The following is a 26,780-nucleotide window of genomic DNA, read 5'->3' as shown; positions in this document are numbered from 1 at the left end:
AGCTGCATGCTAGATTATTTTAAGGATTGATAAGGAAAATTGTCCTTATTCAAGCCGATTATCCTATTTATAACATTCAACGTATCGTCATACGCATGGGTTTCCACGCGGAAAATGGCTAAGATGATGTTATGCCCTTGCTTTGTATGCGTAATAAAATGTGCGCGGCGGTAAGTGAATAGATGTTTCCAGCAGACCGTTTCCAGCTATAAGACTGTGCTTCGCCAGATTCAGGATAGAACTATGACCAATACCAATTACACCGAACTGTCATCTTCAGACGATTGTGAAAAATACATCAACCAATTTGTTCAGGAGTTTCCACTGCGCAGTGCGGAAATCGGTCAGGGCACTGTGATTAAACGCGCTCTGCCAAGCCGCCATAAACGCATGATTGGCGCATGGTGTTTCCTCGACCACGCAGGCCCTGTGGTGTTCCCGCAAGGTGACGGTCTGGATGTCGGCCCGCATCCGCATATTGGTTTGCAGACCTTTACGTGGATGATTGAAGGCACCATGATGCATACTGACAGCTTGGGCAACAAACAGCTGATCCGTCCAAGACAGGTGAATTTGATGACCGCCGGCTATGGCATCTCCCACACGGAAGTTGCGCCGGAAACTGAAACACATATGCATGCCGCGCAGCTGTGGATTGCTTTGCCGGATGACAAGATCAATATGGCGCCGCGCTTTGATCACTATCCTGAACTGCCTGTGATCAGTCAGGATGGGGTGGACTTTACTGTGCTGGTGGGCGAATTTTTGGGCCAGAAATCACCGGTTGCTGTGCATACTGAGCTCTTAGGCGTAGATTTAGAAGCGAAAGAAAGTACACGCACCCGCTTAATCCTGAATCCTAAATTTGAATATGGCTTTATGGCTTTGGAAGGCACGGCATCGATTAATGGGCACGAGCTGACAGAAGACAACATGGTGGTGCTGGAGCCGGGGCTTGAGCATGTGGATATTGATATTCATGCCAATAGCCGGGTACTGCTGCTGGGCGGAGAGCCGTTTGAATCGCCAATTTTGCTGTGGTGGAACTTTGTGGGCCGCACCCAGGAAGAGTTAAGCCTTGCCCGTGAGCAGTGGATTAACCGCGATGAGCGATTCGGCAATATCCCTGACTATGAAGGCCCGCGCTTAGAAGCGCCGGTATTTCCAGACAAGATGCGCGCATCTAAATAAAGTAAAAAAGAGCCATCTAGCGCAGGATATTGACTGCGCCTGATGGCTAAGATAGATAGAACAGCAAAAAAAAAGGATAAGAAAGATGGCAGTTATTGCACAAGCAAAAGTAGAGACACAGCCTGAACCTTGGGCGGGAACAATCCGCAGCGGCAAGCATCAGCTGATTACTGATAAACCTGAATCATTTGGCGGGCAGGACAAGGGCTTGGCGCCGTATGACCTGATTTGCTCTGGCCTCATTTCCTGCACCATGATTACCTTGCGCATGTATGCGCAGCATAAGGGTATTGCGTTGGGAGAATTCAGTGTAGAGGCGGATTTCTGCGCCAATAAAGAAGGCAAGGAATGGATTGAACGCCGCGTGCATTTTCAAGACACCTTGGATGAAGCGCTGCAGCAGAAAGTGCTGGATATTTGCAGTAAAACGCCAGTAACGAAAACCCTGCTGCGCAGTTTAGAGATTCATACGCAATTGGTGTAAGGTGATAGGCAGTGCAAAAGCGCTGCTTTTTTATATCTGCGCACTTCTGCCGTTCGCCATAAGTTTAAGATGATTTTTGCTGGATTTAAAAGGATAAAAATATGCTGACGCTGCATCATTTGGAACAGTCGCGTTCTTTTCGAATTTTATGGGCGCTGGAAGAGCTTGGTGCAGAGTATCAAGTTAAATTTTATAAACGCCTGCCGAATTTTTCAGGGCCGCCGGAATTGAAGAAAGTGCATCCTTTAGGCAAGGCTCCCATACTGACAGATGGGGAACTGAATATTGCGGAATCGGCTGTGATTTTGGAATATCTGCAGGAAAATTTTGATGCCGCAGGGCAGTTTGCGCCGCAAACGGCTGCTGAACGCCAGCAGTACCGCTACTGGATGCATTATGCAGAAGGTTCATTGATGCCTTTGCTGGTCATGTATTTGGTGATGAGCCTGGTGCCTAAGCAAGTGCCTTGGCTGGTGAAGCCCATTGCGAAGAAAGTTTCAGACGGGGTTCAGCAGCAATTTGTGGGCAAGCGTTTGCCTGACCATATTCAGTATTTAGAAACCTATTTGGGCGAGCATGATTATTTTGCAGGGCAATTCAGCTTTGCAGATATTCAAATGAGTTTTCCATTGATTGCTTTGAAAGAAAGAACAGGCGGGGGATATCCCAATATTCAGGCCTTTGTGCAGCGCATCAGCAGCCGTCCAGCGTTTCAGCGCGCACAGCAGAAAGAGCAGGCGCTGAATCGTTAAGTAATAATGTGTATATGCACCATAAAAAAAGCCTGCTGAAGCAGGCTTTTGAGTGTATGAGATTAGCTGACGCTGTACAGGCGTTCTTTGGGAAACACCACTTTAAAGATTGAACCGCGGTTTTCTTTCGATTCGACTTCTAAGTGCGCCTGATGCTGCATCAGCACATGCTTCACAATCGCAAGGCCGAGGCCTGTCCCGCCCGTTTGCCGGCTGCGGTCACTGTCCACACGGTAAAAGCGTTCTGTGAGGCGCGGCAAATGTTTCGGGTCAATGCCGATACCGGTATCTTCCACGGTAAAATAGCCATGTTCGCCGTCATCATGCCAGCCTATAGTCACTGTTCCGCCTTTAGGGGTGTACTTAATGGCATTGGTAATCAGATTGCTGAATGCGCTGGCCAGTTCAGTGTCTGAGCCGATTAAATCACAGTGGCTGTCAATGTCTAAATTCAGCTCATGGCCATAGTCGGCATTGTAGGCATGCGCATCGTCGTAGAGCTGATTCATCAGGCTCGGCATATCAATAATTTGATTCTTGGCGATTTTCTTTTCATTTTCCAAGCGCGACAGCAGCAGCAGATCATTCACTAAGGCGTTCATGCGCCGTGTTTGCGACTGCATTTGGTCAAAGGCGCGTTTCCAGCGCGGATTGATATCTTCCTGATCGGTGAAGGTTTCGATATAGCCGCTGAGCACGGTCAGAGGTGTGCGCAGTTCATGCGAAATATTATCGACAAAGTCTTTGCGCATCTGTTCCAGATTGTGCATGCGGGTCACGTCATAGGCCACCAGCAAGCGGCTTTCACCGCCAAAACGGGTCATTTTGACCTGCACATAATGCTCTTCAAAACCAGTCGACTTCATTTTCAGGCCATCCGGCGCCTGATCAATATTGTTGAAATATTCAATAAAGCTGGGCTGACGCAGAATGGTCAAAATATTGCGGCTGCGGTCTGTCGCCTGAATGCCCAATAGGGTTTCCGCGGCAGGATTCCACCATTCAATTTGATGATTTTCATCAATCAGCACCACGGCTTCGGCCAGCGCGACCAAGGATGACTGCGCACGGTCAATTAGGCCGACCATTTCCGCCTGCACAATGCGTTCCTGACGCTGCGCGCGGTAAACATTGAACAGCAATGCGCCCCAGATGCCGTCTAAATTGGGCGGCACATCATAGGGGCGGTTGGAAATCCATTCATTGACTAAATACAGTGAGCGCAGCTGCAAGGCAAAAAAGATGCTGAAGGCTGCAAATATGCAGATCCAGAAATACCCAATCCCGAGGCCAATAAAGCCGCCAATCAGCAGCAGAAAAGCCAGCAGGCGTAAATCCTGCTTGGCAAAAGTCCATAAGCTGCTGTAGCGGAATTTTTTATGTTCTCGCGCCAGCTCAGGGACAGGGTAGGGTTCGTACATAAAATACAGTTAACCTAATAAAACTCTAGCCTTGCAGAGATTAGCCAAGCACAGCATCTGCACGGGTAGAAAAACGATAGCCGGTGCCGCGCACTGTTTGTACATAGCGGTCTGCGCCATAGGGTTCTAAGACTTTGCGCAGGCGGCGGATATGCACGTCAATCGTGCGGTCTTCAATATACACGTTTCCGCCCCAGACTTGGTCCAGCAATTGCGCGCGGGTGTACGCGCGTTCTGGATGGGTCATGAAAAACGCCAGCAGGCGGTATTCGGTCGGCCCCATTTCTAGAATGCTGTCGCCGTGGCTGACACGCTGGCTGACAGGGTCCAGAATCAGTCCATTGGCATCAATGCTTTTTTCACCGCCCAAGGCATTGGAACGGCGCAGCACGGCTTTAATGCGCGACACCAGTTCACGAGTAGAAAAGGGCTTGGTCATGTAATCGTCTGCGCCAGCATCCAGACCCTGCACTTTATGGTCTTCTTCGCCGCGCGCAGTCAGCATAATGACTGGAATTTCAGAGAGGGTTTCATCGCGCTTGAGGCGTCGGCATAAATCTACGCCGCTGACGCCGCCGGGCATCATCCAGTCCAGCAGGATGAGGGCAGGGCGCTGATCAACAATCATTTGATGCGCTTGTTTGGCATCTTCGGCTTGCTGGCATTGGAAGCCAGCCATATCTAAAGAGGTATGGATCATTTCCCGAATCGGGAGTTCGTCGTCGACAATCAGAATGTAGTCATCTTTCACAGCGCAATACCCTATTTCATGTAAACGGTGAACCGTTTTATATTTATGACAGGCTTATTACAAAGATTAATTATGACAGTATCATTGCAAAAAGGCACGAACAGCGCTGTTTTGAAAGATTTTGTGACAAATATCAGGGGCGGATCAGTTCCTGATTTAAAAATAAACCTTTGTTTTTAAACTTTTATTAAATAAATTCTGTACTGTAAAATTTAAATTAGTTTTTTTTCAGCGGCTGGCCATTTTCTGAAAAAGTCTGCAGCAAGGATAAGAAAACAATGCTGCAAGAAGATAACACCTCATCCATCGACTGCTTAAAGCCGCTCATGACCCAGCGGATCGCAATTTGCGTGACATAGCCATTGAGGCCTGTGGCCACCAATGAAATTTCCCGCTCTGAGCGGTCGATATTCGGCATCATCAGCATGACAAAGGCATGAATCATGCGGTCAAAGCGCGACATGGTTTCATGAATGGTGGCCTGATTATGCAGCTCCTGCACCAGCATGGCATCGATGTAGATAATGCGCGCCATGCGCGGGTTATCTTTTAAGGTGGTGAGCAGAGCGCTGAGGCCAGATTCAATCATTTTTTTCGGATCTGTGGAGGCCTGCATAATGGCCTGCATGACATTTTGCTGCAGCTCATCAATCAGCTTTAAAAAAATGGTTTGAAACAGGTTTTCACTTTTTTTGAATGATTCATAAAAATAGCGTTCAGTCAGTTTGGCTTCATTGCAGATGTCTTTGACCGTAACCGAAAAAAAACCATGCGTGCCGTAGGCTTCAATACCCGCCTCAATCAATTTTTCACGGCGCAGCTGCTTGCGCTCAGTTAAAGACAGGCCTTTAAACTGGCGCTCTTTACTGTTCTTTGCAGGCTGCTGTGTTTCTGTTTGCGGCTGTTCAGTCATAAAAATCAGATCTTTCTGAAACGGGTTATGGCGCTATCTTAGCAATAAATAAGCAGAACACCTATGTTTTGATATGACTGTATTGCCCCAAGCCGCGTCCTGAGATGATATTGACAATATGGATTGTCAAAACTATATTGAAAGTATGAGACATCCATGCGGACATTGGCAATTCAGCCTATGCCGCGCGCAGTGCTGATGCTGGATCAGGCTCAGAACCGTTTAAGCAAAGGAAACAGAATGAAAAATTTTAAAAATAAAGTCGCTGCAATTACGGGTGCGGGTTCGGGTATCGGACAGCAATTGGCGGTACTGCTGGCAAAGCAGGGCTGTCACTTATCTTTAAGTGATGTGAATGAACAAGGTTTGGCAAATACCGTTGAGCTGCTGAAAGACAGCAATGTGCGTGTGACGACGAAAAAAGTGAATGTTGCGAAGCTGGACGAAGTCCGTGCTTGGGCGCAGGATACCGTGCAGAATCATGGCTCAGTCAATATGATTTTTAATAATGCTGGGGTGGCTTTGGGTTCGACCGTGGAAGGCGCGAGTTACGAAGAGCTGGAATGGATTGTCGACATTAACTTTTGGGGTGTGGTGTATGGCACCAAAGAATTTTTGCCGCTGATCAAAAAATCGGGTGAAGGGCATATTATTAATATTTCCAGCCTTTTTGGCCTGACTGCGCAGCCAACGCAGTCGGCTTATAACGCCACAAAATTTGCGGTGCGCGGCTTTACAGAATCGCTGCGTCAGGAACTGGATATGGAAAACTGCGGTGTGAGCGCGCTATGCGTGCATCCGGGCGGTATCCGCACCAATATTGCCAATGCCGCAAAAATGAATGACAGCTTGAAAAGCTTGGGCATGAATCCTGAAAAATCTACGCAAACTTTTAATAAATTGCTGCGCTGCCCGCCAGAAGAAGCTGCGCGTCAAATTATAGCAGCCGTGCAAAAAGACAAACGCCGTTTATTGATCGGCAACGACGCCAAAGTGCTGGATTTGATTCAGCGCGTACTGCCGACGGGCTACCAAAAAATCACGGCGATGGCGACTAAGCTGGGCAAATAATGATGCAAGATCTGTTCTGGTGGCAGTTTTCGCCAGACCCATTCAAACCCGCATCTGCGGGTTTTTTTATGCCTGTGAGGCGCTGAAATGAAGTGTTTAAAGTCATTTTTAATTTTTAGATAGCAGAAATGGTGGTTAAGAATGTCAATTTTTTGACAGATTTGAATAAGCAGATTGTTCATGATGATTTCACAGACAATAAGTCTAACCAATATCAAAAAAATGAAGGATTTATCATGACTAATCAATTTCAGCATATTCAAGTGAAACCAATTAACGGACGCATAGGCGCAGTGATTGAAGGGGTGCAGCTATCTTCTGAGCTACCGCAGGAAACGGTGCAGGAAATTAATCAGGCCCTGCTGCAGTACAAAACCATTTTCTTTAGAGGCCAAACGCATTTAGATGATGATTCGCAAGAGGCATTTGCCGGACGTCTGGGCGCGCTGCTGAGCCATCCGACTGTGCCTGTGAAGCAAGGTTCGAAGCATATTTTAGAATTGGATTCATCGCATGGGGCGCGTGCAGATTCATGGCATACCGATATCAGCTTCTTGGATGCCTATCCTAAAGCGTCGATTCTGCGCAGTGTCGTGGCGCCGGAAGTGGGAGGCGATACAGTTTGGGCCAATACGACTTCTGCCTATGCTGCTTTGCCTGAGCCATTAAAAGCTTTGGCGGATACGCTGCGCGCTGTGCATAGCAATGATTTTGACTATGCAGCAATTTCAAAAAATGTGAATAAAGAGGCGCTGGCAAAATATCGCAGTTTCTTTAATTCGACCGAATACGAAACGGAGCACCCGCTGGTGCGCGTGCATCCTGAAACGGGTGAGAAAACGCTGCTGCTGGGGCATTTTTTCAAGCAGTTTGTCGGCTTTAATTCGACGGATTCACGCAAACTGTTTGATCTTTTCCAGAGCTATGTGGTGAAACAGGAAAATATTGTGCGCTGGCGTTGGTCTGCAGGGGATGTCGCGATTTGGGATAACCGTGCAACACAGCACCGTGCAATTAATGACTATGGCGATCAGCACCGCGTGGTGCGCCGTGTCACATTAGAAGGCGATATTCCAGTGGGTGTGGATGGCCGTGCAAGTGAAACGCTGCGCAAGGAGCAGAAAGTGGACATCAGTGATTACCGTCTGACCACTGAAGGCCAATATGAAAAAGTTTCATAAAGAAAGCTGTTTATTGGACAAACTTTGCAGATAAAGCGAAAAACTATCAAGAATAAGTGATTCGTCAGCATGATTAAATCCATCTAGTATTTATGCATGTTTTATTTTAAAAAATGATGATAAATATTGGATGGATGATCTTATGGTTAATAATAGTCTTAATCAAATATACGAATATAAAATCCGAGTATTAAGAAGTAGTTTTAAAACATTATCAAATGATAAAATTAATTATATTTTAGACCATTCTTTTATACGTAAATATCAAAAAGGCGATTTAATTTTAAATAAAGAAAATTGCAGTGAAGGCGTGTTTATACTGCTCGATGGGATTATCCAAATAGGATATTTAAGCCCATTGGGCCGTTTTCATGCCTTTAATTATTTTTCAGAAAAAAGCCCAATCAATTTATTGGCCTGTATCAATCAGCAGGCGATAGATTATGATTATTACGCGTTTAATCAAGTTCGAATATTGCATATACCTGCATCTATATTTCAAAAAGAAATTAGTAATAACAATGATTTGAAGCAGGATGCTTTAGATATTCTCAGCCTGCGCATGCAGCATTTGCTGCAGCAGGTCAAGTTCCTGCAAGTGGCCAATTTACATCAAAAAATCTGTAAAATTCTGCTCGATCTTTCGCATCAGTACGGTGCTGAACATGCTTTAGGGGCTGAAATTCGGCTGAAAATTTCGCAGCATGATTTGGCCGACTTACTGTCGGCATCGCGTCAGACCATTAATAAAGAAATAAAAAACCTGATGGCTCTGGATGTACTGTATTGGCAATATGAAAACATTATTATTAAAAACCATGATTATTTAAAAAAGCAGATTTACTGGATTTAAAAGCATATTTTTATATTTTATAAAATCAGATATAAAAATCAAATTATATTATTTTTTAAAATATTAAAAAACAGTCATATTTAATCCGACGAAAATAACAGGAATTAAAAATGACGATTAAATCAATTAATGTGCGCAATCAGCTCAAAGGCACGATTCAGGAGATCATCAAAGGAGATGTGGTTTCAGAAGTGGATGTGGTGACCGCTTCGGGTGTTTTTACCTCAGTGATTACGACCCGTTCTGTGGAAGAACTGGACCTTCAGATCGGCAGTCAGGTAATTGTGCTGATTAAATCGACCGATGTGTCGCTTGCTAAGCTGTAGGTGCCTGACGTTCATGAATCATCATATAAAAAAAAGCATAAAACATGGCGCAGGTATTTTAACGCTGCTCAGCGCCAGCATTGCACTTAGCCATGCAGACTCCGACGTAGCTCAGCTGCAGCAGCAGGTGAACCAGCTGGAGCAGTCGCTGAAACAATTAAAATCTGAATTGGGGCGGCTGCAGGGCAAGCAGACTGCGCAAAGCTCAGAGACAGCAGGACAGCAGGATGAATGGTCTGCTGAAGATTCCGAGGATGCTCAAAATGATGCTGATCAAAGCTATGTCACCCAAGCGGAGCTGCAGGGCATTCAAAGTGATATTGAAAATTTTAAATATCAGGTGCAGCGGGACCGTGACACCAAAACGGCATTATCCACCCGTCAGCTGCTGATTAATGGCGTGGTGCAGGCCAAAGCGTCTTACATTGATGAGCCGCAAGTCACACAGCCGCAAGGTCAAAATACAGGATCTGCGGTGAATAGCCGCCGTTCCTCCTTTGATTTGGGTGCGGTGCAAATCGGCTTTGCCGGCAACCTGTTTAAAGATTATGAACAGGGCAAAAACTTGGACTTTAACCTGCGTTTTGGCACATCACCGCAAACCGGCACCAATAACAGTTATTTAAACCTGCTGGATGCGCAGCTGATTTACAACGTGCTGCCAACCTTAAGCGCAGATACCGGCCGTTTGACCGTCACACTGGGTCAGCAGCTGCTGCCGTTTGGTCAGGAGGTGCAGGCGACTGAAGATCTGAAGCCAACCATTAACAATGCCTTGTTCAGCCTGCCGGGCTATGGCTATGGCTTGGCGCTGCGTGAAGTCGGGCTGATTGTACGCGGGGATGCCTTGCCAACTGTGGATTATGGCTATAACTACCGCTCGCCGATGATCAGCTATGCCTTTGGTCTTGTGAACGGCAACGGCGCCAATAAGTCAGATGACAATGATGATAAAAACTTCATCGGCCGCCTGCGCTATACCCTGCCGGCAGAGTACAACTCGTGGCTGCGTGAATTGAGTTTTGGCGTGTCCTGGTATCAGGGCAAGAGCAATTTATTTGATACTTCTGGCGCTTCTGCCTCCTTTGCCGGTAAAGGCGATGTGCTGCGTAAAGGCTTTGATGTTTATTACAACCACCATCCCTTTGGTGTGACTTATGAATATGTGCAGGGTGAGGATGATACATACCGCAATCAGACAGCATCGGTGTATACCCGTGAAAGCGAATCGCATACCGGCACGCTGTTCTGGAATTTTGGTGAGCAGTTCGTGAAAGGTTTCCGCAATCAGGGGCGCTATGACGACTGGTGGCCGAAGTCTTATCAAGCTTTTTACCGCTTTGACAGCATTGACCGCGATACAAATGCAGCCAACCAAACTATTGATATTCATAGTCTGGGCTTAAATGCCTTCTTCGCGGAAACCACCAAATTTCAGGTCAATTTGAACCGCGTCAATAACGAGATCAGCAATAAAACCTATAACGAATTGGTCGCGCAGCTCCAATACGGGTTCTAAACCGAAAATATATAAATAGAGGTAATCATCATGTCTTCATGGAACAAAATTTTAGCGGCCAGCGCCGTGTCTTTAGCCACATTAGTGCCAGCGCTGCAGGTAACTGCTGCCGAAACAAAGCCGACAGTGATCCGTTTTGCCTCGCCGATGGTGGGTACAGGCAATAGACCCGTTGGCTACGGCAATTATTATGCGTCAGTGCAAACCTTGGGGCTGCTGGAAAAAGAATTTCAAAAAGACGGCATCAAAGTGCAGTGGAACAATTTTAAAGGCGCAGGCCCAGCGATTAATGAATCCTATGCCAATGGCCTTGTCGATATTACTTGGCTCGGCGATTTGCCAGCTTTGATTGGCAAAGCCAGCCGTTTGGATACCAAACTGGTGGCTATAGGCGGCACCAATGACAATACCTATTTAGCTGTGCCGACAGGATCATCCGCCAAATCCATTGCAGATTTAAAGGGCAAGCGCATTGGTTTCTTTAAAGGCACCAACCTGCATCTGTCGATTATCAATGTCATTAAAAAATATGGTTTAACTGAAAAAGACTTCCGCTTTGTCAATATGGATGGCGCAGTGGGTTATGCCGCTTTGGCCAGCGGCGATATTGACGCGATTTGGAGCAATCAGTCCCTGCTGCCTGTGGTCGACCGCGGTATTGCCAAAATTATATATACCACCAAGAAAGAACCCGACGTATATAAGCTGTCTGGCTATGTATTGGTGAATTCTAAATTTGAGCAGAAATATCCAGAAACGGTGCAGCGCGTAGTGAATGTGCTGGTGAAGCAGGCGGCATGGGAAAGTAATCCCGCCAATAAAGATGCGCTGTTTAAGACTTGGGCCAAGTCAGGCCTGTCTTTCGGCAATATTGCTAAAGCCAATGCTGGCGTGGATTTAAAGCGCCATAGCGATCCTGTGATTGATGCTTCGAGCATTGCCCTGATTAAGCAGAAGCTGAAAGCGGGCCAAGACCTCAAACTGATCCGCGGCAATATTGATGTGGAGTCATGGGTCGAGCCGAAGTATGTCAATAACGCGGTGAAAAGCCTGAATCTGCAAGGTTTTTGGGGCCAATAAAGCCCTGAAGGCTAAGGAGAATAGATGATGCTCAAGGACATTGAACTGGGTGCATCCAAGGCTGGACTTGAGCAGGCGGCTTCACCTGCTTTCAAGGGCGTGTACAGATTTTTAACCAACAGCAGCGCCATCCGCTGGGCAGCAGGACTGATTTTCCCGATTGGCCTGCTGTACCTGTGGCAAATCTCAGTGGAAAAAAACTGGGTTAATCCGCTGCTGCTGCCCGCGCCGGATTTGGTCTGGACGGCATTAAAAGATTTATACAGCAGCGGTGAGCTGTGGAGCAATTTGCGGGTCAGCATAAGCCGAATTGGCTACGGCTTTACGGCAGGCATACTTTTGGCGCTTGCACTGGGACTGGCCATGGGGCTGTCCAAACGTGTAGAAGCTTATCTTTGGCCTACGTTTAAAGTCATCAATTTAGTGCCTGTTGTGGGCTGGATTCCATTACTCATTTTGTTGGTCGGCATTGATGAAGCATTGAAAATTATTTTGATTGCTAAAGCAGCGCTGGTGCCCATGACCATCAATGTATTTAAAGGCGTGCGCAATATTCCGCAGCAGCTGACTGAAGTGGCCGATGTCTATCAATTGGGCCCTTGGTCAACGTTCAAAAACGTGGTCTTTCCAGGCGCATTCATCAGCTTTATCGGCGGCTTGCGCCTATCGCTGGCCAGCGCATGGGGCGCTTTGGTGGCAGTGGAGCTGCTGGCGTCCAGCGAAGGCATTGGCTATGTCATGGTCTATGGCCGTCAAATTTTTCAGCTGGATGTGGTGATGGCCACAGTAATTGTGATTGGCTTGGTCGGATTTGCTTTCGACAGCGTGATTAGCCTAGTACAAAAACAATTCCGCGGCTGGAATCAGAACCAATCATAAAGAGGTGCAGCAATGAAAAAAATTGATTTACGCGGCTGGGTGATTCCGCTGATTTTATTGGCGCTGTGGTCTTGGGTTAGCGCAAAACAGTGGGTCGATCCAGCGCTGCTGGCGCCGCCAAAACTGGTGTGGCAGTCTTTTGTTGAGGGCTGGCATTCAGGTGAGCTGCTGGAAAATATCACCGCCAGTTTACTGCGCAATACTGCAGGCTTTGCGGCTGGCGGGTTGATTGGCGCTGGATTTGGGCTGTTGCTGGGCTTAAACGTCTGGCTGGACCGGATTTTTTCACCGACGCTGAATGCCATTAAGCATGTGGCGGTATTTGCCTGGATTCCGCTGATGATTATGTGGTTCGGTCATGGAGAGCTGTCCAAACTGATCTTTATCGGTCTGGTGGTGTTTTATCCAGTGTTTTTCAATACCTATGACGGTGTGAAGAATGTGCCGCAAAAGGTGAAAGAAGTCGCAGACATTTTTAAGTTCAGTCCAGCGCAGCGCTTCTTTAAAGTGATTTTGCCTGCGGCGGCGCCAAGTATCTTTGCGGGTTTGAACATTGCCTTGGTTTTTTCATGGGTAGCAACGGTCGGTGCAGAATACTTCTTTGTTTCTTCGGTAGGGGTGGTCAATCCGATTATGGATGGGCAGAACTTATTCAAGATGGAAGTGGTGCTGTACGGCATGGCAGTGATTGCGGCAGTGGGATTGGTCTTTTCCAAGGCGGCGCAATATTTTGAAAATTATAATTTGCGCTGGCGTCAGGCTGTACGCAAATAGGGCCATCTGTAAATAAGAAGAGAGAACAAGATGAATCAGCAAGTAAAATTAAATGGCAATCAGGACCATGTGCAAATCCAGCAGCTGGATAAATTTTTTCCCAAAGACGGCGAGCAGCTGCAGGTGCTGGATCAAATCAATTTGAACATTCAGCCGGGAGAATTTATCAGCATTGTCGGCAACAGCGGCTGCGGAAAATCAACTTTGCTCCGCCTGCTGGTGGGGCTGGATGCCGCTTTTGACGGCCAAATTTTAATTGATGGCCAGCCGATTAAAGGCACAAGCTTGGAGCGCGGTATTGTGTTTCAGGACCACCGGCTGTTTCCTTGGCTCAACGTGGAACAGAATGTGGCGCTGGCCTTGGAAAAAAGCCGTCTGAGCAAAGCTGAAAAGCAGGAGTTGATTGATTACCATCTGGAGCTGGTGCAGCTCAGTCAATTTAAAAAAGCCTATCCCAGCCAGCTTTCCGGCGGCATGAGCCAGCGGGTCGCCATTGCGCGAAGCTTAGTCAACCGCCCGCAGATTCTGCTTTTAGACGAGCCTTTTGGCGCATTGGATGCTTTGACTCGAGCCAACTTGCAGCAGGAGCTGCAGCGCATTTGGCAGTCAGAAAAAATTACCAGCATTTTGGTCACGCATGATGTGGAGGAAGCTGTCCTGCTGGGTGACCGTGTGGTGGTGATGCAGCCGCATCCGGGCCGTATTAAGCGCATTGTGAATGTGGATTTGGAACGGCCAAGAAAGCGTGAAGATTTCCGTCTGGCGGCCATTAAAAACGATATTTTAAAAGACTTTCAAGAGACTGTGGAGATGCAGCCTTATGAATTGGAACGCTATCAATTAGCGTGGTAAGCGTGGCCTGAAACTAGATCAGTCCATATAAAAAGCCTGCATTTGCAGGCTTTTTTGAGTGCTGAGCAAGCGTAAGGAACGCTAAATCATCTGGATTTTAGACCAGCGATTCGACGGTTTTCTTCTTCCAAACAAACTGATAATACAGGCCCTGCATGATGCAGAGGCTGACAAAAGCCAGCGCGTAGCCGTACCAAATGCCTTTGAGTCCCCAGAGGCTGCTGAAGTAGTAAGCGCAGGGCACCTCAATCAATAAAATAGCCACAATATTGATAATCATTGGAACAGTGACTGTGCCGCTGGCGCGCATGATCGACGCAAAAATTGCGCTGGCGCCAAAAAAGACAATGGACCAGAGCACAATAAACAGCAGTTCTTGACCTAAAACCACCACCTGCGGGTCAGTAATAAACAGGGCCATTAAATATTTAGAGAACAGATAGGCCAAAATGACCAAAGTGCCTGTAAATAAAAAATTCATGCCCAGCGCGGTGCGGTTCACTTTATTTAATAGATCTGATTTGCCTGCACCAATGGCTTGGGCCGCAAAAATCGATGCGGCAATGGCGATAGAGAGCGCGGGAAATTGAATGTAATTCAGCACCTGATTGACAGCGCCATAGGCGGCGGTTGCATCTGCGCCGTAACGGTTCACCAAGCCGACAATCACCAAGCCTGCAACGGAGGTTGTGACCATTTGAATGCCTGTCGGAACGCCAAGCCTTAAAATAATTTTCACCAGATCAGGCTGATAGCGGATATGGCGCAGCAGATTAGCATCCAAACGCAGCGGGTGATTTTTATGATTTAAATAAAAATAAAGAAAAATCAGCGCTATGCTGAAACCCACAGTGCTGGCAATGGCTGGCCCGATAATCCCCAATTGCGGAAAGCCGAATTTCCCGGCAATCAGCACAGGGGTAATGACGAGTCCTGCTCCAATGGTCATGCCGGAGGCGATCAGCGGCGTGGTGCTGTCTCCGACGCCGCGTAAAATAGAGGTATAAATAATATAGATAAATAATAGCGGACTGCCCGCCAGCATCCATTGTACATACGGCAAAGATAAATGCATGACTTCAGGGTCTGTGCCCAGCGTCAGTAAAATATATTTGGCGCAAAATACCCCTAACATCGCGATCAGACTGCCGCCAATTAAAGTCATAAATAACGTTGTGCCCACGACGCTGTGCACTTTCTCAATGTTTTTCGCGCCCCAAGCTTGTCCGACTAGAACTGTTGCACCCGCAGACAGGCCAATCACAAAGGCCATGAGGCAAAACAAAATCGGAAAAAACACCGATACTGCGGCTATGGCATGCACCCCGAGCATTTGCCCGACAAAAACCGTATTCACTGTGCCGGACAGATTTTGCAGAATATTGGTGGCAATCAGCGGCACGAGGAAAATTAAAAATGCTTTCCACAGTGTTTGCTGACCTTCGAGGGGCTGGTGCTCGGACATATAAAATTATTTACCGTATTTTTATGATCATTATCGAATAGCCCTGACATTAGCAGGAAATGCTTAAAAAAGCCTTAGTTCTAAAGTAACTCAGGCTTTTTTAAGCAGAAAAAATGAAGATAAAATCGGGCCTTAAACCCGCGACAGAATTTCACCTGCGCGATGCAGCGTTTCATCTTTTTTGGCAAAGCAAAAACGGATTAAGCGCAGATCTTCAGGCGGCTTTTGATAAAAAACCGAAACAGGAATCGCCACAATGCCGTGCTGCTCGGCTAAATATTGGCACATCGCGCTGTCATCTAAATCTGGGCGAATAGCGCTGTAATCTAAATTTTGAAAATAAGTGCCAGGTGAGGCGGTAAATTGAAAGCGCGAGTGTTGAATCCCTGCATTAAATAAATCCCGTTTGGCCTGATAAAAATGCGGCAGTTCTGCAATATGCTCAGGATGCGCTACCATAAAATTGGCCAAAGCCATTTGTACAGGGGTCACGCCGCAGAAATTGGTAAATTGATACACTTGGCGAAAGACGGCCATTAATGCTGGCGCAGCAATGCAGTAGCCGGTTTTCCAGCCCGTCACATGAAAAGTTTTGCCGAATGAACCGACCACAAAACTGCGCTCACGCAGCTCTGGAAAAGACAGGGCGGAATAATGGCGCTGGCCGTCATAAATCAGATGTTCATAAACTTCATCAGACAATACCGCAATATTGGTGTCTCGAATCAGCTCTATTAGCTGCAGCCAATCCTGCTTTGACCAAATTGCACCTGTCGGATTATGCGGTGTATTGACAATAATCATGCGGGTTTTGCTGTTGATGGCCGCTTTTACAGTATTCCAATCGACCTGAAAATTGGGCGCCTGCAGATGAATATGAACCGGTAGACCGCCCGCAAGTTTAATGCTGGGTGCATAGCTGTCATAACTTGGATCAAAAACAATCACTTCATCGCCCGCATGTACAAGGGCTTGTATGGCGCTGAAAATACCGATGGTAGCCCCAGGAGTAATGGTGATTTCTGTGACGGGATCAAGCTGCAGCTGGTCACGCTGCAAAAAAGTTTTAGCCAGCTGTTCACGCAGATTCAGCAAGCCATCGCCCGGCGCATATTGATTGAAACCGTCCTGTGCAGCTTTGGCTAAAGCATCCAGCAATGCAGGCGGTGCAGCAAAATCAGGAAAGCCTTGCGATAGGTTCAGTGCATTCAGGCGCTGCGCCATTGCGCTCATGACACTGAAAATAGTCACGCCTTGCGCAGGAAGTTTAGATTCAATCTGAAGCATGTTTTGACGGCTAAAATATGAAGATAAACCGCAGTGTAACAGTCTGATTCGATGGCTGAAAGTTTAAATCTGCATATTCTTATGCGCTTTTCAGCATGCATTGAATACGATTAATTTGCATATTGCTGCAGAAAAGACTGGACTAAAAAAACAGCATTTTTTAGAATGTGCCCACAAATAAAATAAATTTATTAAAAAAACAAAAGATGCTAAAAAATATTTATTCCTTAATTGAGAATTTAGGTCTCAGTGTGCAAAAGCGCGCGCTGCATATCCATTTTTCAAATGAAAACCTCAACAGCCTGGTCTTTCTGCAGCGCATACAAGGTGAACACCGCATTAATCAGGGCTTACGGGCCGAACTGATTTGCCTGTCCACGCATGCGCATATTCCTTTAAAAAACTTTATTGGCGGCCGGGCTGCGATTGATCAAGTCACGGATCTAGGCCAGCCGCAGCGTTTAACTGGAGTCATTACAGGCGCCAGTCAGGGTCAAAGTGATGGTGCGCTGACCGTCTATAAGCTGGTGATTGAGGATGCCACTGCGCTTTGGCATAAACGCCGCAACAGCCGCGTGTTTATGAATAAAAGCGTGCGCGAAATTTCCGAGATCATGTTCAGTGAGTGGCAGCAAAAGAGTGCGCTGTTTGCCGCCAGTTTAAGCTTGAACTTAGACGGACTCAGTCGTGATTATGCGGTTCGTCCTTTTGTCATGCAGGCCAATGAAAGTGATTATGATTTTTTGACACGGTTATGGCGCAGTGAAGGTATCAATTGGCTCATAGATGAAACCGAGCTGACCGTTGCAACATCTGCGGTTCCAATGCAAGTACAGCAGCTGCGCTTAATTGACAGCAATCAGGCTTATAGTGCGCTTAGCCGCAGGTCAATCCGCTTTCACCGCAGCCATGCAGCAGAACGTTTAGATACCATCACCAGTTTTATCGGGCAGCGGCAGCTGCAGTCTACTGCGATTCAAACCCAGCGCTGGCAGGCGCAGAGCTTGGCGCAAGATCAGTCCAATCCATTGCTCAGCACGCATGTGCACAGTGAACAGCAGGACAATGAAAATCTCAGTTTGGAGCAAGTCTGGACGATCAGTCCTGCATGGACAGCAGATTTAAATGGCAACGATCAAGCTACTGCTTCCAGCACTGAACAGCTGCAGCAGTTGAATCAACAGCTGAATCAATATCAAATTTTGCAGGCCAAATCGTTTACAGCCATCAGCAGTGTGCGCGATGCACAAGTCGGCTACTGGTTCCAGCTGACGGATCATCCTGAAATTGATCAGCATAGCGGTGCTGACCGAGAATTTCTGATCATGGGCAAAGCATTTTATAACCAAAATAATTTGCCCAAAGATATTTTGATGCAGCTGGAACCCTTGCTCAGCGCCAGCCGCTGGACATCTTTGGGGGATGAACGTCAGTCGAATGAACTGCAGCTGCTGCGCCGCAGTATAGATGTAGTGCCTGAATATGATCCGCTGCTGCATCGGCCGATGGCGTATCCGCAGCGGGCGAAAGTGGTGGGGCCAGAAAGCGAAAGCATCCATGTTGATGCGTGGGGGCGGATTAAAGTCCGCTTTAGTTTTACCCGCAGTGATGACCATCAGCACGATGGTGGTGCAGGCAGCAATGACAGTGATACAGATTCGGCTTGGGTAGATGTGCTGACCCCTTGGGCTGGTGACGGTTATGGTGCGCGCTTTCATCCGCGTATTGGTGAAATTGTCGTGATTGACTTTTTTGAAGGAGATGTGGACCGTCCATTTGTTGTGGGGCGGATTCATGAAGCAGAGCGCTATCAAACTATGTTTGATGTCAAAGGCCAGCTGCCTGAGACCAAAAAGCTTAGCGGCATCCGTTCATCTGAGGTGGGCGGCAGTGGCTTTAACCAGCTGCGTTTTGATGATACGACAGGACAAATCAGCACACAGTTACAAAGCAGTCATGCGGCGACACAGCTGAATTTAGGGAACCTGAGCCATCCCAAAGAACAGGCCAGCAGCAATGGCCGCGGTGAAGGTTTTGAGTTGAGAACAGATGCGTTTGGCGCCGTACGGGCGGGTAAAGGCATGCTGATCAGTACTTATGCGCAGGAAAATGCTATTGCGGACCATCTGGAAGCGGCACAGGCGCAATCTTTACTGAATCAAGGCCATGAGAGCATGAAAATGCTCAGCAGTATCGCAGTGAAACAGCAGACTGATGCGCTGAATGTGATTGAAAGATTGCCTAAGCTGATCCAATCCTTAGAAATTAAAAATACCTCACAGGCGGTAATAACGACGCTGAGCTTGTTTAAGGAGAATTTGTGTGCAGATCCTTTAGCGGCGCTAAAAAACTGTAAGGGTTTTATTCAAGATCTTGGATCAATTACCAAGGATGCAAAAGGCACGCTGCAGCAATTTAAATCTTATTTTGATGATGCCGAATATGCCTTTGATAATTTGAAAGAGGTCATTCAAAACCTTGAAGACCATGGTTCTGAACAGCTGCAGGCGCGAGTCAGCAATTTAAAAAGCCAGCTGAAAAACGATCCGCTGAAAACATTGAAAGATATTGGCAAGCTGGTCGAAGAAATTAAAATCAAGCCTGAAGACATGATGGTCGGCGGAGGTTTTGGTAACCCCGAGATTTTTACTCCGACTAAAGCTTTAGAACATGTAAAAGGCTTTATGGAAGGTTATGCGCAAAATTTAGAAAGTTCCAGCAATGCACAGCAACAAGAAGAGGGCAAACTGTTTAGGCAGGCGCTGATGCTGCTGGCATCTCCTAATGGCATTGCAATGACCACACCTGAAGATATTGTGATGCAGGCATCTCAGGACATTGCTCAAAGTGCGCAAGGTGAAATTAACCTGAGCGCACAGAAGAATATCGTGGCGCATGCACAAGATAAAGTAAGTTTATTTGCCGCGCAAAAAGGCTTGAGTGCTTATGCTGCCAAAGGAAAAGTGGAATTGCAGGCGCAGGATGATGCTATTGAAGCTATTGCTCGCAAAGTGATTAAACTAATTTCGACAGAAGACAAGATTGAAATTACCAGTCCGAAAGAGATTGTGCTGACGGCGGGTGGTTCACAGTTAAAAATTAATGGGGACGGCATCTTTACCACAACGGGTGGTAAGTTTGAAAGTAAGGCGGGGCAACATAGTTTTGTGGCGGGTGCGGAAATAAAAGGAGAGCTAGTATCTTTGCCAATTAATAGTAAAAAAATATTCACAAACAAATGGGATTTTTATGACTTGTTTTATAAATACGAATTCTCAAAAGTCCAATACAAATTAATTAATAATAAAAATAATACTTATATAAGCGGAGCTTTAGATGCACATGGTAGAACTCAACGAATGAATAAATCTAATAATGAAGACTATGACATTTTGATTGGTATTGATGATGACTGGAGTGTGTCTTTAGATAATGGGAGCGAGGATGAGGGATATGGATATAACTGTAGTTGTAGGTCCCATGAAGAGCATGATCACGAGGATGAAATATAGTAATGGATTGTTTAGCTAATATTAAATTCCTAGATGCGCTTGATCAACCGATTGAGGGCTTAATTCATCAACTATGGGTTGGTTCAATACTGATCTCCGATCATGTTACGATTAAAAATGGTGAGTCTGTATGGATTAAGCGCCCAGTTGGCACAATTATCGATGTCTTAGTAAGAAATATTACTTCAGGGAATTACGAACCCAAAGTTAAAGTACAGCTTATTGGTGAAAAGACTAATTTTATTGTTCGTAGCCCTAAAGTTTTGTTGAGAGGGGTAAATCTTTCTGCGAAAGATGTAGCAACGGGTAAATATGTTAAATCGACATATATTGTTGCTGGAGGTGATTATCTATCTAGAATCGCAGATGATAGCCATACTACGACAACAGAATTAATCCTACTCAACAATCTAAAAAGTGATGTAGATATTTATCCTGGACAAATACTGAAACTTCCTAGTAAAAAAGAGGATGTTTCTAAACTGACAGTTGAAAGGAATCAAAAGGTACAAGAAGAAAAATCAAATCAACAGCGTGAAATAAAAATTATCGTTGTACAACAAAAAGATAGCTTGGGTTTGATTGCTAAACTCACGGGCAACACAGTTGATGAAATTAAGACTTTAAATGGATTAAGTAGTGTTAAACTGATCAAAAATCAAAAGCTAAAGGTTTATGACCGTAAAGGGGCTTTTCCAAATTCTAAGCCTCAACTTGAGAATAATAAAGCTAAGGAAAAATCGGAAACCTCACCAACCGTAAAACAAGATGCATCAAAGGATGTGGAAGAGAGTCCTGTAGCAAAAGTAGAGTCAGTAAATCCTGTTTCTTCCAAAGTTTCTCAAAGAAATGAAAAAGCAATTGCAAGATTGCACCCACAGGTAAGAGGATTAATTAGGAAGTTTATTAATGATGTATATACTAAGCATCAGGTACAACTTGTTATCGTCCAAGATTATCGCACGTATACACAACAAAATGCTTTATATGCAAAAGGAAGAACAGATTCTGGCAGTGTTGTAACGAATGCCAAAGGTGGGCAAAGTAATCATAATTTCGCTTTAGCTGTTGATGTTTTTCCATTGTGGGAAGATGGTCAGCTTCACATGGATGCAAAGTCCGATGCTAGAAATATTGAAATCCTGAAAAAAATAGCACCTGTAGGAAAAAGTCTTGGACTGGAGTGGGGGGGAGATTGGAAATCAATAGTTGATAATCCTCATTTTCAGTTAAAAACAGGAAAATCTATGGTTCAACTGAGGCAATTAACTCAAGACGCTGATGGAGATCCTTTAAAGGTGAAATATAATGTTTAATAAGCAGACACTCATAGTAAATTTTTTACTTCTCACTTTTATTCTTTTAACAGGGTGTAATTTATCGGCTGAAACTACCTTATCATCTAAAAAAGTATTTGAGCTTGACTTGACTGATCAAGGGATCAGCGAGGAAGGCGGCGGAATAGAATTAGTAAAACATGTGGATGGTTGTTTACTAATACTGAGTATTTATAGAGAGGCTGGTCAAGAAAAGTACAAGTTTAATTTTAAAAAAAATAAATTACTTTCAACAGATTATTTGAAATACAGATATAAAAATGGATTAATTGTTGCTGATGATGATTTGAGAGATCTCATAGCAGATTACCAAGAAAAAAACAGTAATGCTGATATGAACTTGGTTCTCAATAAGTCATTTACTGGAAATGAAAATAAAAATATAACTAAAAAATTTAAAATCTATAAGAGAAAAGTTCCTCAGAAAGTTTTAAATGATTATTGCAGATAAATAGAAAGAAAAAATCAATTTATTATGAAATTAAATGGACTCATCAACTATTCTTAGATTTAGAAAAGCCGACTCTCGTCGGCTTCATTTATTTAACCTTCCAATACTACTTCTAATAACTCTTCACTCGGTGCAAAGTAATAAGCGCCATCCATTGGCGTGACAAAGTGCAGTAAACGGTCATGAATACCGTCACCACTGGTACCAAACATACGCAATAACATATTGTCGATAATGCTTAAATTATTGGTGTAGGCAATAAAAAACAAACCTTGATCACCGCGGCCATCACCATAAGGTAAAGAGTGACGCAGAATAGCCAGCTCATCGCCCTCACCATCTTCAACGACAGTACGGGATACATGGGAGTTTTCAGGCTGTTCAGCTTCATCCAACTCAATAGATTCAAGTTTGGTACGGCCAATCACATGTTCCTGCGCATCGACTTTCAGTTTTTTCCATTTTTCTAAATCGTGGCAGTAACGCTGTGCAAAAATAAAAGAGCCTTCAGCAAAAATGCCATTATCTTCGCTTAATAGCGCTGTTTCAGCGCGGTCATCTGGAAATTGCGGATTTTCAGTGCCATCAATAAAGCCCGTCAAATCCCGCCCATCAAAATTACGGAAGCATACCCGCTCATCCAGAACTTCGACCTTATCTTGAATGCCGTCAAAAAAAGACTGGCTGAGTGCAAAACAGATGTCCGTCCGTTGCGCTGCAATGTGAATCAGCACATCTGCTGGAGCCACAGGCATTTGAAAAGAACCAGCAATAGGCGCCAGCTGTTTAAAACCTGCAGGCATTTCCGTATGCAATTTTGCCCAAAGTTCAGGACCAAAGGCGACTCCAGTTTTAATCTGAGCATTTGGATGCTGTGTGATTAAACGATCACGGGTCGAAAATAAATCGCCAATTTTTTCTTTCAATTCTTCAATGCTTAAATCTTTGAGGCGAAGAACAATAAAACGCGCATGATCTGAAGGTAATGGCAAAATCACAGATTGGGCTGTCATTCATGGCTCCTGAATTTTGATAATTTTTTACGTCGCTAGACCTATTGTGCCTCATCAGCTGAGCAGTGGGTAGCCTAAAAATATATTTTCATTGACATTTCTATGCCCCATATAAAAGTATAAATGTCATATAATTTCTGCACTCTCTTGCAATTATTTTCATTGTTATGTCCTTCCAAATTTGGCTGGCCTATATGCTGGCTTGCTGGGTCATCAGTATTTCTCCAGGTGCTGGTGCTATTGCGTCTATGTCGAGCGGCTTAAATTACGGTTTCAAATATGGGTATTGGAATGCTCTCGGACTGCAGTTGGCGCTTCTAGTACAAATTGGCATTGTGGCAGCAGGGGCAGGGGTACTGTTTGCCACCACGCCTTGGGCATTTTTAGTGGTGAAATGGTTTGGTGTGGCGTATTTGCTGTATTTGGCTTATTTGCAGTGGACGGTGCCTGTACAATCCATTGATATCCAGCAAAATCTTCCGAATAAATCGCGCAGTAAACTGGTGCTGAATGGTTTTTTGGTCAACATGAGCAATCCGAAAGCTATTGTGTTTTTGCTGGCCGTTTTGCCGCAATTTTTAGATTTATCTAAGCCGCAAGTGATTCAATATGTCGTGATGGCGGCAACCATGATTACGATTGATCTGATTGTGATGGCGGGCTATACAGGACTGGCGGCTAAAGTCTTGCGCCTGCTGACATCGCCCAAACAGCAAAAGTATATGAATCGCACTTTTGCAGTGTTATTTGCTTGCGCGGCCAGCTTACTGAGTCTGGTGCATCAATAGAATGAAGAAGTTCTGAGCATGGAATATGGCTTCCTAAGCTCAGGCCGTATTTTTCAGGAATTGCTTGCAACTGCCTGCTGCTCATCGCGCAGCATATAAATCAAATCCAGTTCAGGGCAGTCATAACCCATGGCGGTCAGTGCCGCTGTAATTTGCCCGCGGTGATGTGTCCCGTGATTAAACACATGCAGCAGGGTGCCGGCAAAAGGAACAGAAATGTTTTGGCCTGCAGATGTTTGGTAATGAAAGAGTCCGCCCAGCCGTGCAGGATCAAGCTCATGCAGATAGTTCTGCCAATGAAAAGATTTTTCCAGCAGGGTTTGGGTCAGCACATAGCGATCCTGTTCAATAATACTGTTCAGTGCAATTTGAGGTGAATGGCCTTGGCTGAAGCGGGAAAACCATAAGAGATGTTCACCCAGCAGCAAATGATTGAGTGTGCCGAAAATGCTTTTAAAAAATAACCCCTGATCTTTATAAAAGTCTTCATCTGACACTTGATCTAAAATCAGGTTTAAACGCTTCGTAGCCCAGCTGTTATAGCGGGCCATCAATATGAAGTGATCCAGTTCCATCTTCTAACTTTGTATGTAATGCAGATATTCAACATATAACAGAGCATGCGCTAAAAAACATCATCAAAAAAACTGCCCGAAAGCAGTTTAGTATTTTTTACATTTTGGTTCATTGCTGAATGCTGAGCTGGGTTAGGCCATTTTTTTAAATTTCTGCACCGCAAAAATCACTGCAAATAAAATTGCCATGGTCAGCACAATGCTTAAGCCCGTAGAAACATTCAAACCCGCGCTGGACCATAGTCCAACACTAATGCCTATTTGCGCAAAAATGAATGCCCACACCACCATCTGTTTAGGTGAGTTTGCCATCAGGCGCGCAGTTAATGCTGGAATCACCAGCAAAGCGCCCATCAGCAATGAACCGACAGCGCGTAAAGCCAGTACGGTAAACAAGGCCAAAAGCAGCATAAAAATCAGACGCTGCCATTTGGCATTGATGCCTTCACTGACTGCAATATCTGGATCAATCGCAATTTGTATTTGCGCCTGCCAGTATTTGTACAATACGGTCAGGGCGCCAATAATAATGACAGCAAATACAGGCAAATCTGCCCAAGAAATCGTGAGCAAATCGCCAAATAAATAGCTGAGCAATTCTGGGCGCAGTGCAGGTAAATGCTGAATCAGCAATAAGCCAGAGCAGAGCAGCGTAGCGGAACACAGCGCCAGCAGCGCGTCATTCGGCAGTCGCGGATCATGCAGAATCCATAAAATCCCCACCAGCATGACCGCCAGCAAGGTCACACCCATCCACATAGGCAGGCTGAGCGCGCCAGCAATGGCAACACCCAGTAACGTTCCATGCGCCATGGTATCGGCAAAAAAGGACATGCGGCGCCACAGCATCAGGCAGCCCAGCGGTGCAGTTAAAAACACCAAAAGAGTGCCCATGATCCATGCTGGCAAGAGCAGTTGTAACCATTCCATCATGGCTTAGGTTTCCGGTTCTGGGTGAATGTGCGGGCGCGGATCATGCTGGCAAGGCGTAGCTGAATCGCCATGTCCGCAATGATCATGATGATGCTGGTAGAACACGCGGTTGGTGCCAAAGATCGCTTGATATTCAGGATGCTGCTGCACATTTTCCGGCAGGCCGCTGCAGCAGATATGTTTGTTCAGGCAGACCACACGCTGAGTGCCTTGCATGACCCATTGCAAATCGTGTGACACCATCAGCACCGCACAGCCATATTTTTCAGGCAGGCTGCGCACATAGTCGTACAATTCAGCTTCAGACTGAATATCTAAGCCTTGCATCGGTTCGTCCAAAACCAATACATTCGGCTGGCGCAGCAGCGCACGGGCAATCAGCACACGCTGGCGCTCGCCGCCAGACAGCTGCTGCACTTTGGCCTGCTGTAATTTTGCAATGCCGGTGTCACGGACAATCTCTTCCTTTATAGAGGCTTCACATTTTTCCAAAGCCAGCAAATCACAGACCCGCAGCGGCAGGCTATGAGATGGGTTGAATTTCTGCGGCACATAAGAGAATTTAAGCTTTTTGACGCCGCTGAGACTGCCTGAGGTCGGTTTGAGAATGCCCAGCAGCACTTTAATCAGGGTGGATTTTCCCGCGCCATTTGGCCCGATGAGCGTGACAATTTCTCGGTCATGCAGGGTAAAGTCGACATTTTTTAAAATATCGCGTTCATCTATACGCACATGGATTTGCTTCAGCTCAATCAGAGGCGCTGAGTTTATTGTTTGCTGCACTGCTGACAGATTCCTGAAATTTCAATAATGCTGTGATGCGCGGTAAATTGGTCTGATGCAGACAGGGCATCCAGCTGCTGCAATAATCCTTGGGCTGAGGCTTCTTTAACTGCCTTGCACTCTGTGCAAATCAGAAAGGCTGCTTGATGGCCTTCACGCGGATGGCAGCAGGGGATATAGGCATTAATCGAAGTTAAGCGGTGAATTAAACCTTTTTCCAATAAAAAATCGAGGGTGCGGTAGACCGTCGGCGGCGCTGCAGGGCGGTCAGATCCGCTCTTGATTTTGGCCAGCAGATCATAAGCGCCCATTGGGCCTGCCGCATTCAAAATCAGTTCCAGCACTTCCTTGCGCAAAGGGGTGAGGCGCGCGCCGGTTGCCGAACACATGCTTTCAGCTTCTGCAAGGCGCTGCGCCACATTTGGGTGGTCGTGCACGCCATGCAATGCATTATGATGTTCGTGCGAACAAGAGCTCATGATTAACCTCAAGTGCGAAACTTTAAAAGAAAAAGACTTTAAATCTTAGCATGAAGCGAGGCAAGATTCGATCAGGCATAGGTATTTTTGAGAATTTGTTATATTATAAC

General features: G+C 45.8%; 26 protein-coding genes. 16 read left to right on the top strand and 10 right to left on the bottom strand.

All coding sequences use genetic code 11. The features are described 5' to 3' along the window. Window positions 1-243 precede the first annotated feature (243 nt). The 3 genes from B9T34_RS14775 (at window position 244) to B9T34_RS14765 (ending at window position 2,427) form a co-directional block, all read left to right on the top strand. Window positions 244-1,191, top strand: coding sequence for a pirin family protein (locus B9T34_RS14775; protein WP_086213895.1), 948 nt, complete (start codon window positions 244-246; stop codon window positions 1,189-1,191). 85 nt (window positions 1,192-1,276) lie between these two features. Beyond that, window positions 1,277-1,675 (top strand): OsmC family protein, encoded by a 399-nt coding sequence (locus tag B9T34_RS14770; protein ID WP_086213894.1) that lies wholly within the window; start codon window positions 1,277-1,279, stop codon window positions 1,673-1,675. A gap of 101 nt (window positions 1,676-1,776) precedes the next feature. Beyond that, window positions 1,777-2,427: a glutathione S-transferase family protein gene (locus B9T34_RS14765; RefSeq protein WP_086213893.1), complete on the top strand. Its 651-nt coding sequence runs from the start codon at window positions 1,777-1,779 to the stop codon at window positions 2,425-2,427. Between the two features lie 62 nt (window positions 2,428-2,489). Here the strand turns inward: B9T34_RS14765 and phoR are convergent, their stop codons facing one another. From phoR to B9T34_RS14750, 3 genes are all read right to left on the bottom strand, one after another. Further along, complete coding sequence (phoR, locus tag B9T34_RS14760; protein ID WP_086213892.1) at window positions 2,490-3,848, bottom strand: phosphate regulon sensor histidine kinase PhoR; 1,359 nt, start codon at window positions 3,846-3,848, stop codon at window positions 2,490-2,492. A gap of 40 nt (window positions 3,849-3,888) precedes the next feature. Further along, on the bottom strand, window positions 3,889-4,599 hold the full coding sequence (gene phoB, locus B9T34_RS14755) for a phosphate regulon transcriptional regulator PhoB (protein ID WP_086213891.1): 711 nt from the start codon (window positions 4,597-4,599) through the stop codon (window positions 3,889-3,891). A 217-nt stretch (window positions 4,600-4,816) separates the two neighbouring features. Beyond that, complete coding sequence (locus B9T34_RS14750; protein ID WP_086213890.1) at window positions 4,817-5,512, bottom strand: TetR/AcrR family transcriptional regulator; 696 nt, start codon at window positions 5,510-5,512, stop codon at window positions 4,817-4,819. Window positions 5,513-5,752: 240 nt separating this feature from the next. Between B9T34_RS14750 and B9T34_RS14745 the strand changes: the two genes are divergently transcribed. The 9 genes from B9T34_RS14745 (at window position 5,753) to B9T34_RS14705 (ending at window position 14,047) form a co-directional block, all read left to right on the top strand. Further along, a complete protein-coding gene (locus tag B9T34_RS14745; protein ID WP_086213992.1) occupies window positions 5,753-6,583 on the top strand; it encodes an SDR family NAD(P)-dependent oxidoreductase in 831 nt (276 codons plus the stop codon). A 236-nt stretch (window positions 6,584-6,819) separates the two neighbouring features. After that, window positions 6,820-7,764 (top strand): TauD/TfdA dioxygenase family protein, encoded by a 945-nt coding sequence (locus B9T34_RS14740; RefSeq protein ID WP_171265223.1) that lies wholly within the window; start codon window positions 6,820-6,822, stop codon window positions 7,762-7,764. A 130-nt stretch (window positions 7,765-7,894) separates the two neighbouring features. Further along, a complete protein-coding gene (locus tag B9T34_RS14735) occupies window positions 7,895-8,617 on the top strand; it encodes a Crp/Fnr family transcriptional regulator (protein WP_322853519.1) in 723 nt (240 codons plus the stop codon). Window positions 8,618-8,727: 110 nt separating this feature from the next. Then, window positions 8,728-8,943, top strand: coding sequence for a TOBE domain-containing protein (locus B9T34_RS14730; protein ID WP_086213887.1), 216 nt, complete (start codon window positions 8,728-8,730; stop codon window positions 8,941-8,943). Window positions 8,944-8,956: 13 nt separating this feature from the next. Further along, window positions 8,957-10,462: a hypothetical protein gene (locus tag B9T34_RS14725; protein ID WP_228147465.1), complete on the top strand. Its 1,506-nt coding sequence runs from the start codon at window positions 8,957-8,959 to the stop codon at window positions 10,460-10,462. Window positions 10,463-10,492: 30 nt separating this feature from the next. Then, window positions 10,493-11,542: an ABC transporter substrate-binding protein gene (locus B9T34_RS14720; RefSeq protein ID WP_086213886.1), complete on the top strand. Its 1,050-nt coding sequence runs from the start codon at window positions 10,493-10,495 to the stop codon at window positions 11,540-11,542. 24 nt (window positions 11,543-11,566) lie between these two features. Then, on the top strand, window positions 11,567-12,421 hold the full coding sequence (locus tag B9T34_RS14715) for an ABC transporter permease (protein ID WP_228147464.1): 855 nt from the start codon (window positions 11,567-11,569) through the stop codon (window positions 12,419-12,421). A gap of 12 nt (window positions 12,422-12,433) precedes the next feature. After that, on the top strand, window positions 12,434-13,195 hold the full coding sequence (locus B9T34_RS14710) for an ABC transporter permease (RefSeq protein ID WP_086213885.1): 762 nt from the start codon (window positions 12,434-12,436) through the stop codon (window positions 13,193-13,195). Between the two features lie 30 nt (window positions 13,196-13,225). Next, entirely contained in the window at window positions 13,226-14,047 is an 822-nt protein-coding gene (locus tag B9T34_RS14705; RefSeq protein ID WP_086213884.1) for an ABC transporter ATP-binding protein, read from the top strand. 97 nt (window positions 14,048-14,144) lie between these two features. Here B9T34_RS14705 and B9T34_RS14700 read toward each other — a convergent pair whose 3' ends face one another. Both B9T34_RS14700 and B9T34_RS14695 read right to left on the bottom strand, forming a co-directional pair. Then, window positions 14,145-15,512: an MATE family efflux transporter gene (locus B9T34_RS14700; RefSeq protein ID WP_086213883.1), complete on the bottom strand. Its 1,368-nt coding sequence runs from the start codon at window positions 15,510-15,512 to the stop codon at window positions 14,145-14,147. Between the two features lie 132 nt (window positions 15,513-15,644). Next, a complete protein-coding gene (locus B9T34_RS14695) occupies window positions 15,645-16,799 on the bottom strand; it encodes a methionine aminotransferase (protein WP_086213882.1) in 1,155 nt (384 codons plus the stop codon). Between the two features lie 206 nt (window positions 16,800-17,005). Here B9T34_RS14695 and B9T34_RS14690 point away from each other — a divergent pair, with 206 nt between their 5' ends. Genes B9T34_RS14690 through B9T34_RS14680 form a run of 3 tightly spaced genes read left to right on the top strand, consistent with a single transcriptional unit; the run spans window position 17,006 to window position 22,099 of the window. Then, entirely contained in the window at window positions 17,006-20,311 is a 3,306-nt protein-coding gene (locus B9T34_RS14690) for a type VI secretion system Vgr family protein (protein ID WP_086213989.1), read from the top strand. Window positions 20,312-20,313: 2 nt separating this feature from the next. Continuing rightward, on the top strand, window positions 20,314-21,627 hold the full coding sequence (locus tag B9T34_RS14685; RefSeq protein WP_086213881.1) for a LysM peptidoglycan-binding domain-containing protein: 1,314 nt from the start codon (window positions 20,314-20,316) through the stop codon (window positions 21,625-21,627). Then, window positions 21,620-22,099 carry a hypothetical protein gene (locus tag B9T34_RS14680; RefSeq protein ID WP_086213880.1) on the top strand — a complete coding sequence of 160 codons (480 nt, stop codon included), beginning with the start codon at window positions 21,620-21,622 and terminating at the stop codon, window positions 22,097-22,099. The genes B9T34_RS14685 and B9T34_RS14680 overlap by 8 nt, the downstream gene beginning before the upstream one ends. Window positions 22,100-22,191: 92 nt before the next feature. On the opposite strand, the gene B9T34_RS14675 is transcribed toward B9T34_RS14680, so the two are convergent. Further along, window positions 22,192-23,112: a Dyp-type peroxidase gene (locus B9T34_RS14675; RefSeq protein ID WP_086213879.1), complete on the bottom strand. Its 921-nt coding sequence runs from the start codon at window positions 23,110-23,112 to the stop codon at window positions 22,192-22,194. 167 nt (window positions 23,113-23,279) lie between these two features. Here B9T34_RS14675 and B9T34_RS14670 point away from each other — a divergent pair, with 167 nt between their 5' ends. Further along, on the top strand, window positions 23,280-23,900 hold the full coding sequence (locus B9T34_RS14670; RefSeq protein ID WP_086213878.1) for a LysE family transporter: 621 nt from the start codon (window positions 23,280-23,282) through the stop codon (window positions 23,898-23,900). A gap of 53 nt (window positions 23,901-23,953) precedes the next feature. On the opposite strand, the gene B9T34_RS14665 is transcribed toward B9T34_RS14670, so the two are convergent. From B9T34_RS14665 to B9T34_RS14650, 4 genes are all read right to left on the bottom strand, one after another. Next, window positions 23,954-24,475, bottom strand: coding sequence for a DinB family protein (locus B9T34_RS14665; protein WP_086213877.1), 522 nt, complete (start codon window positions 24,473-24,475; stop codon window positions 23,954-23,956). Between the two features lie 132 nt (window positions 24,476-24,607). Continuing rightward, window positions 24,608-25,408 carry a zinc ABC transporter permease subunit ZnuB gene (znuB, locus tag B9T34_RS14660; RefSeq protein ID WP_086213876.1) on the bottom strand — a complete coding sequence of 267 codons (801 nt, stop codon included), beginning with the start codon at window positions 25,406-25,408 and terminating at the stop codon, window positions 24,608-24,610. Window positions 25,409-25,411: 3 nt separating this feature from the next. Further along, window positions 25,412-26,200 carry a zinc ABC transporter ATP-binding protein ZnuC gene (gene znuC / locus B9T34_RS14655; RefSeq protein WP_086213875.1) on the bottom strand — a complete coding sequence of 263 codons (789 nt, stop codon included), beginning with the start codon at window positions 26,198-26,200 and terminating at the stop codon, window positions 25,412-25,414. Beyond that, a complete protein-coding gene (locus tag B9T34_RS14650; protein ID WP_086213874.1) occupies window positions 26,176-26,670 on the bottom strand; it encodes a transcriptional repressor in 495 nt (164 codons plus the stop codon). The genes znuC and B9T34_RS14650 overlap by 25 nt, the downstream gene beginning before the upstream one ends. Between the last annotated feature and the right edge of the window lie 110 nt (window positions 26,671-26,780).

Source organism: Acinetobacter sp. ANC 3813 (assembly GCF_002135435.1).
Lineage (GTDB): Bacteria > Pseudomonadota > Gammaproteobacteria > Pseudomonadales > Moraxellaceae > Acinetobacter.
Note: the sequence above shows the minus strand (reverse complement) of the source record. Positions and strands in the feature narration are given on the sequence as shown.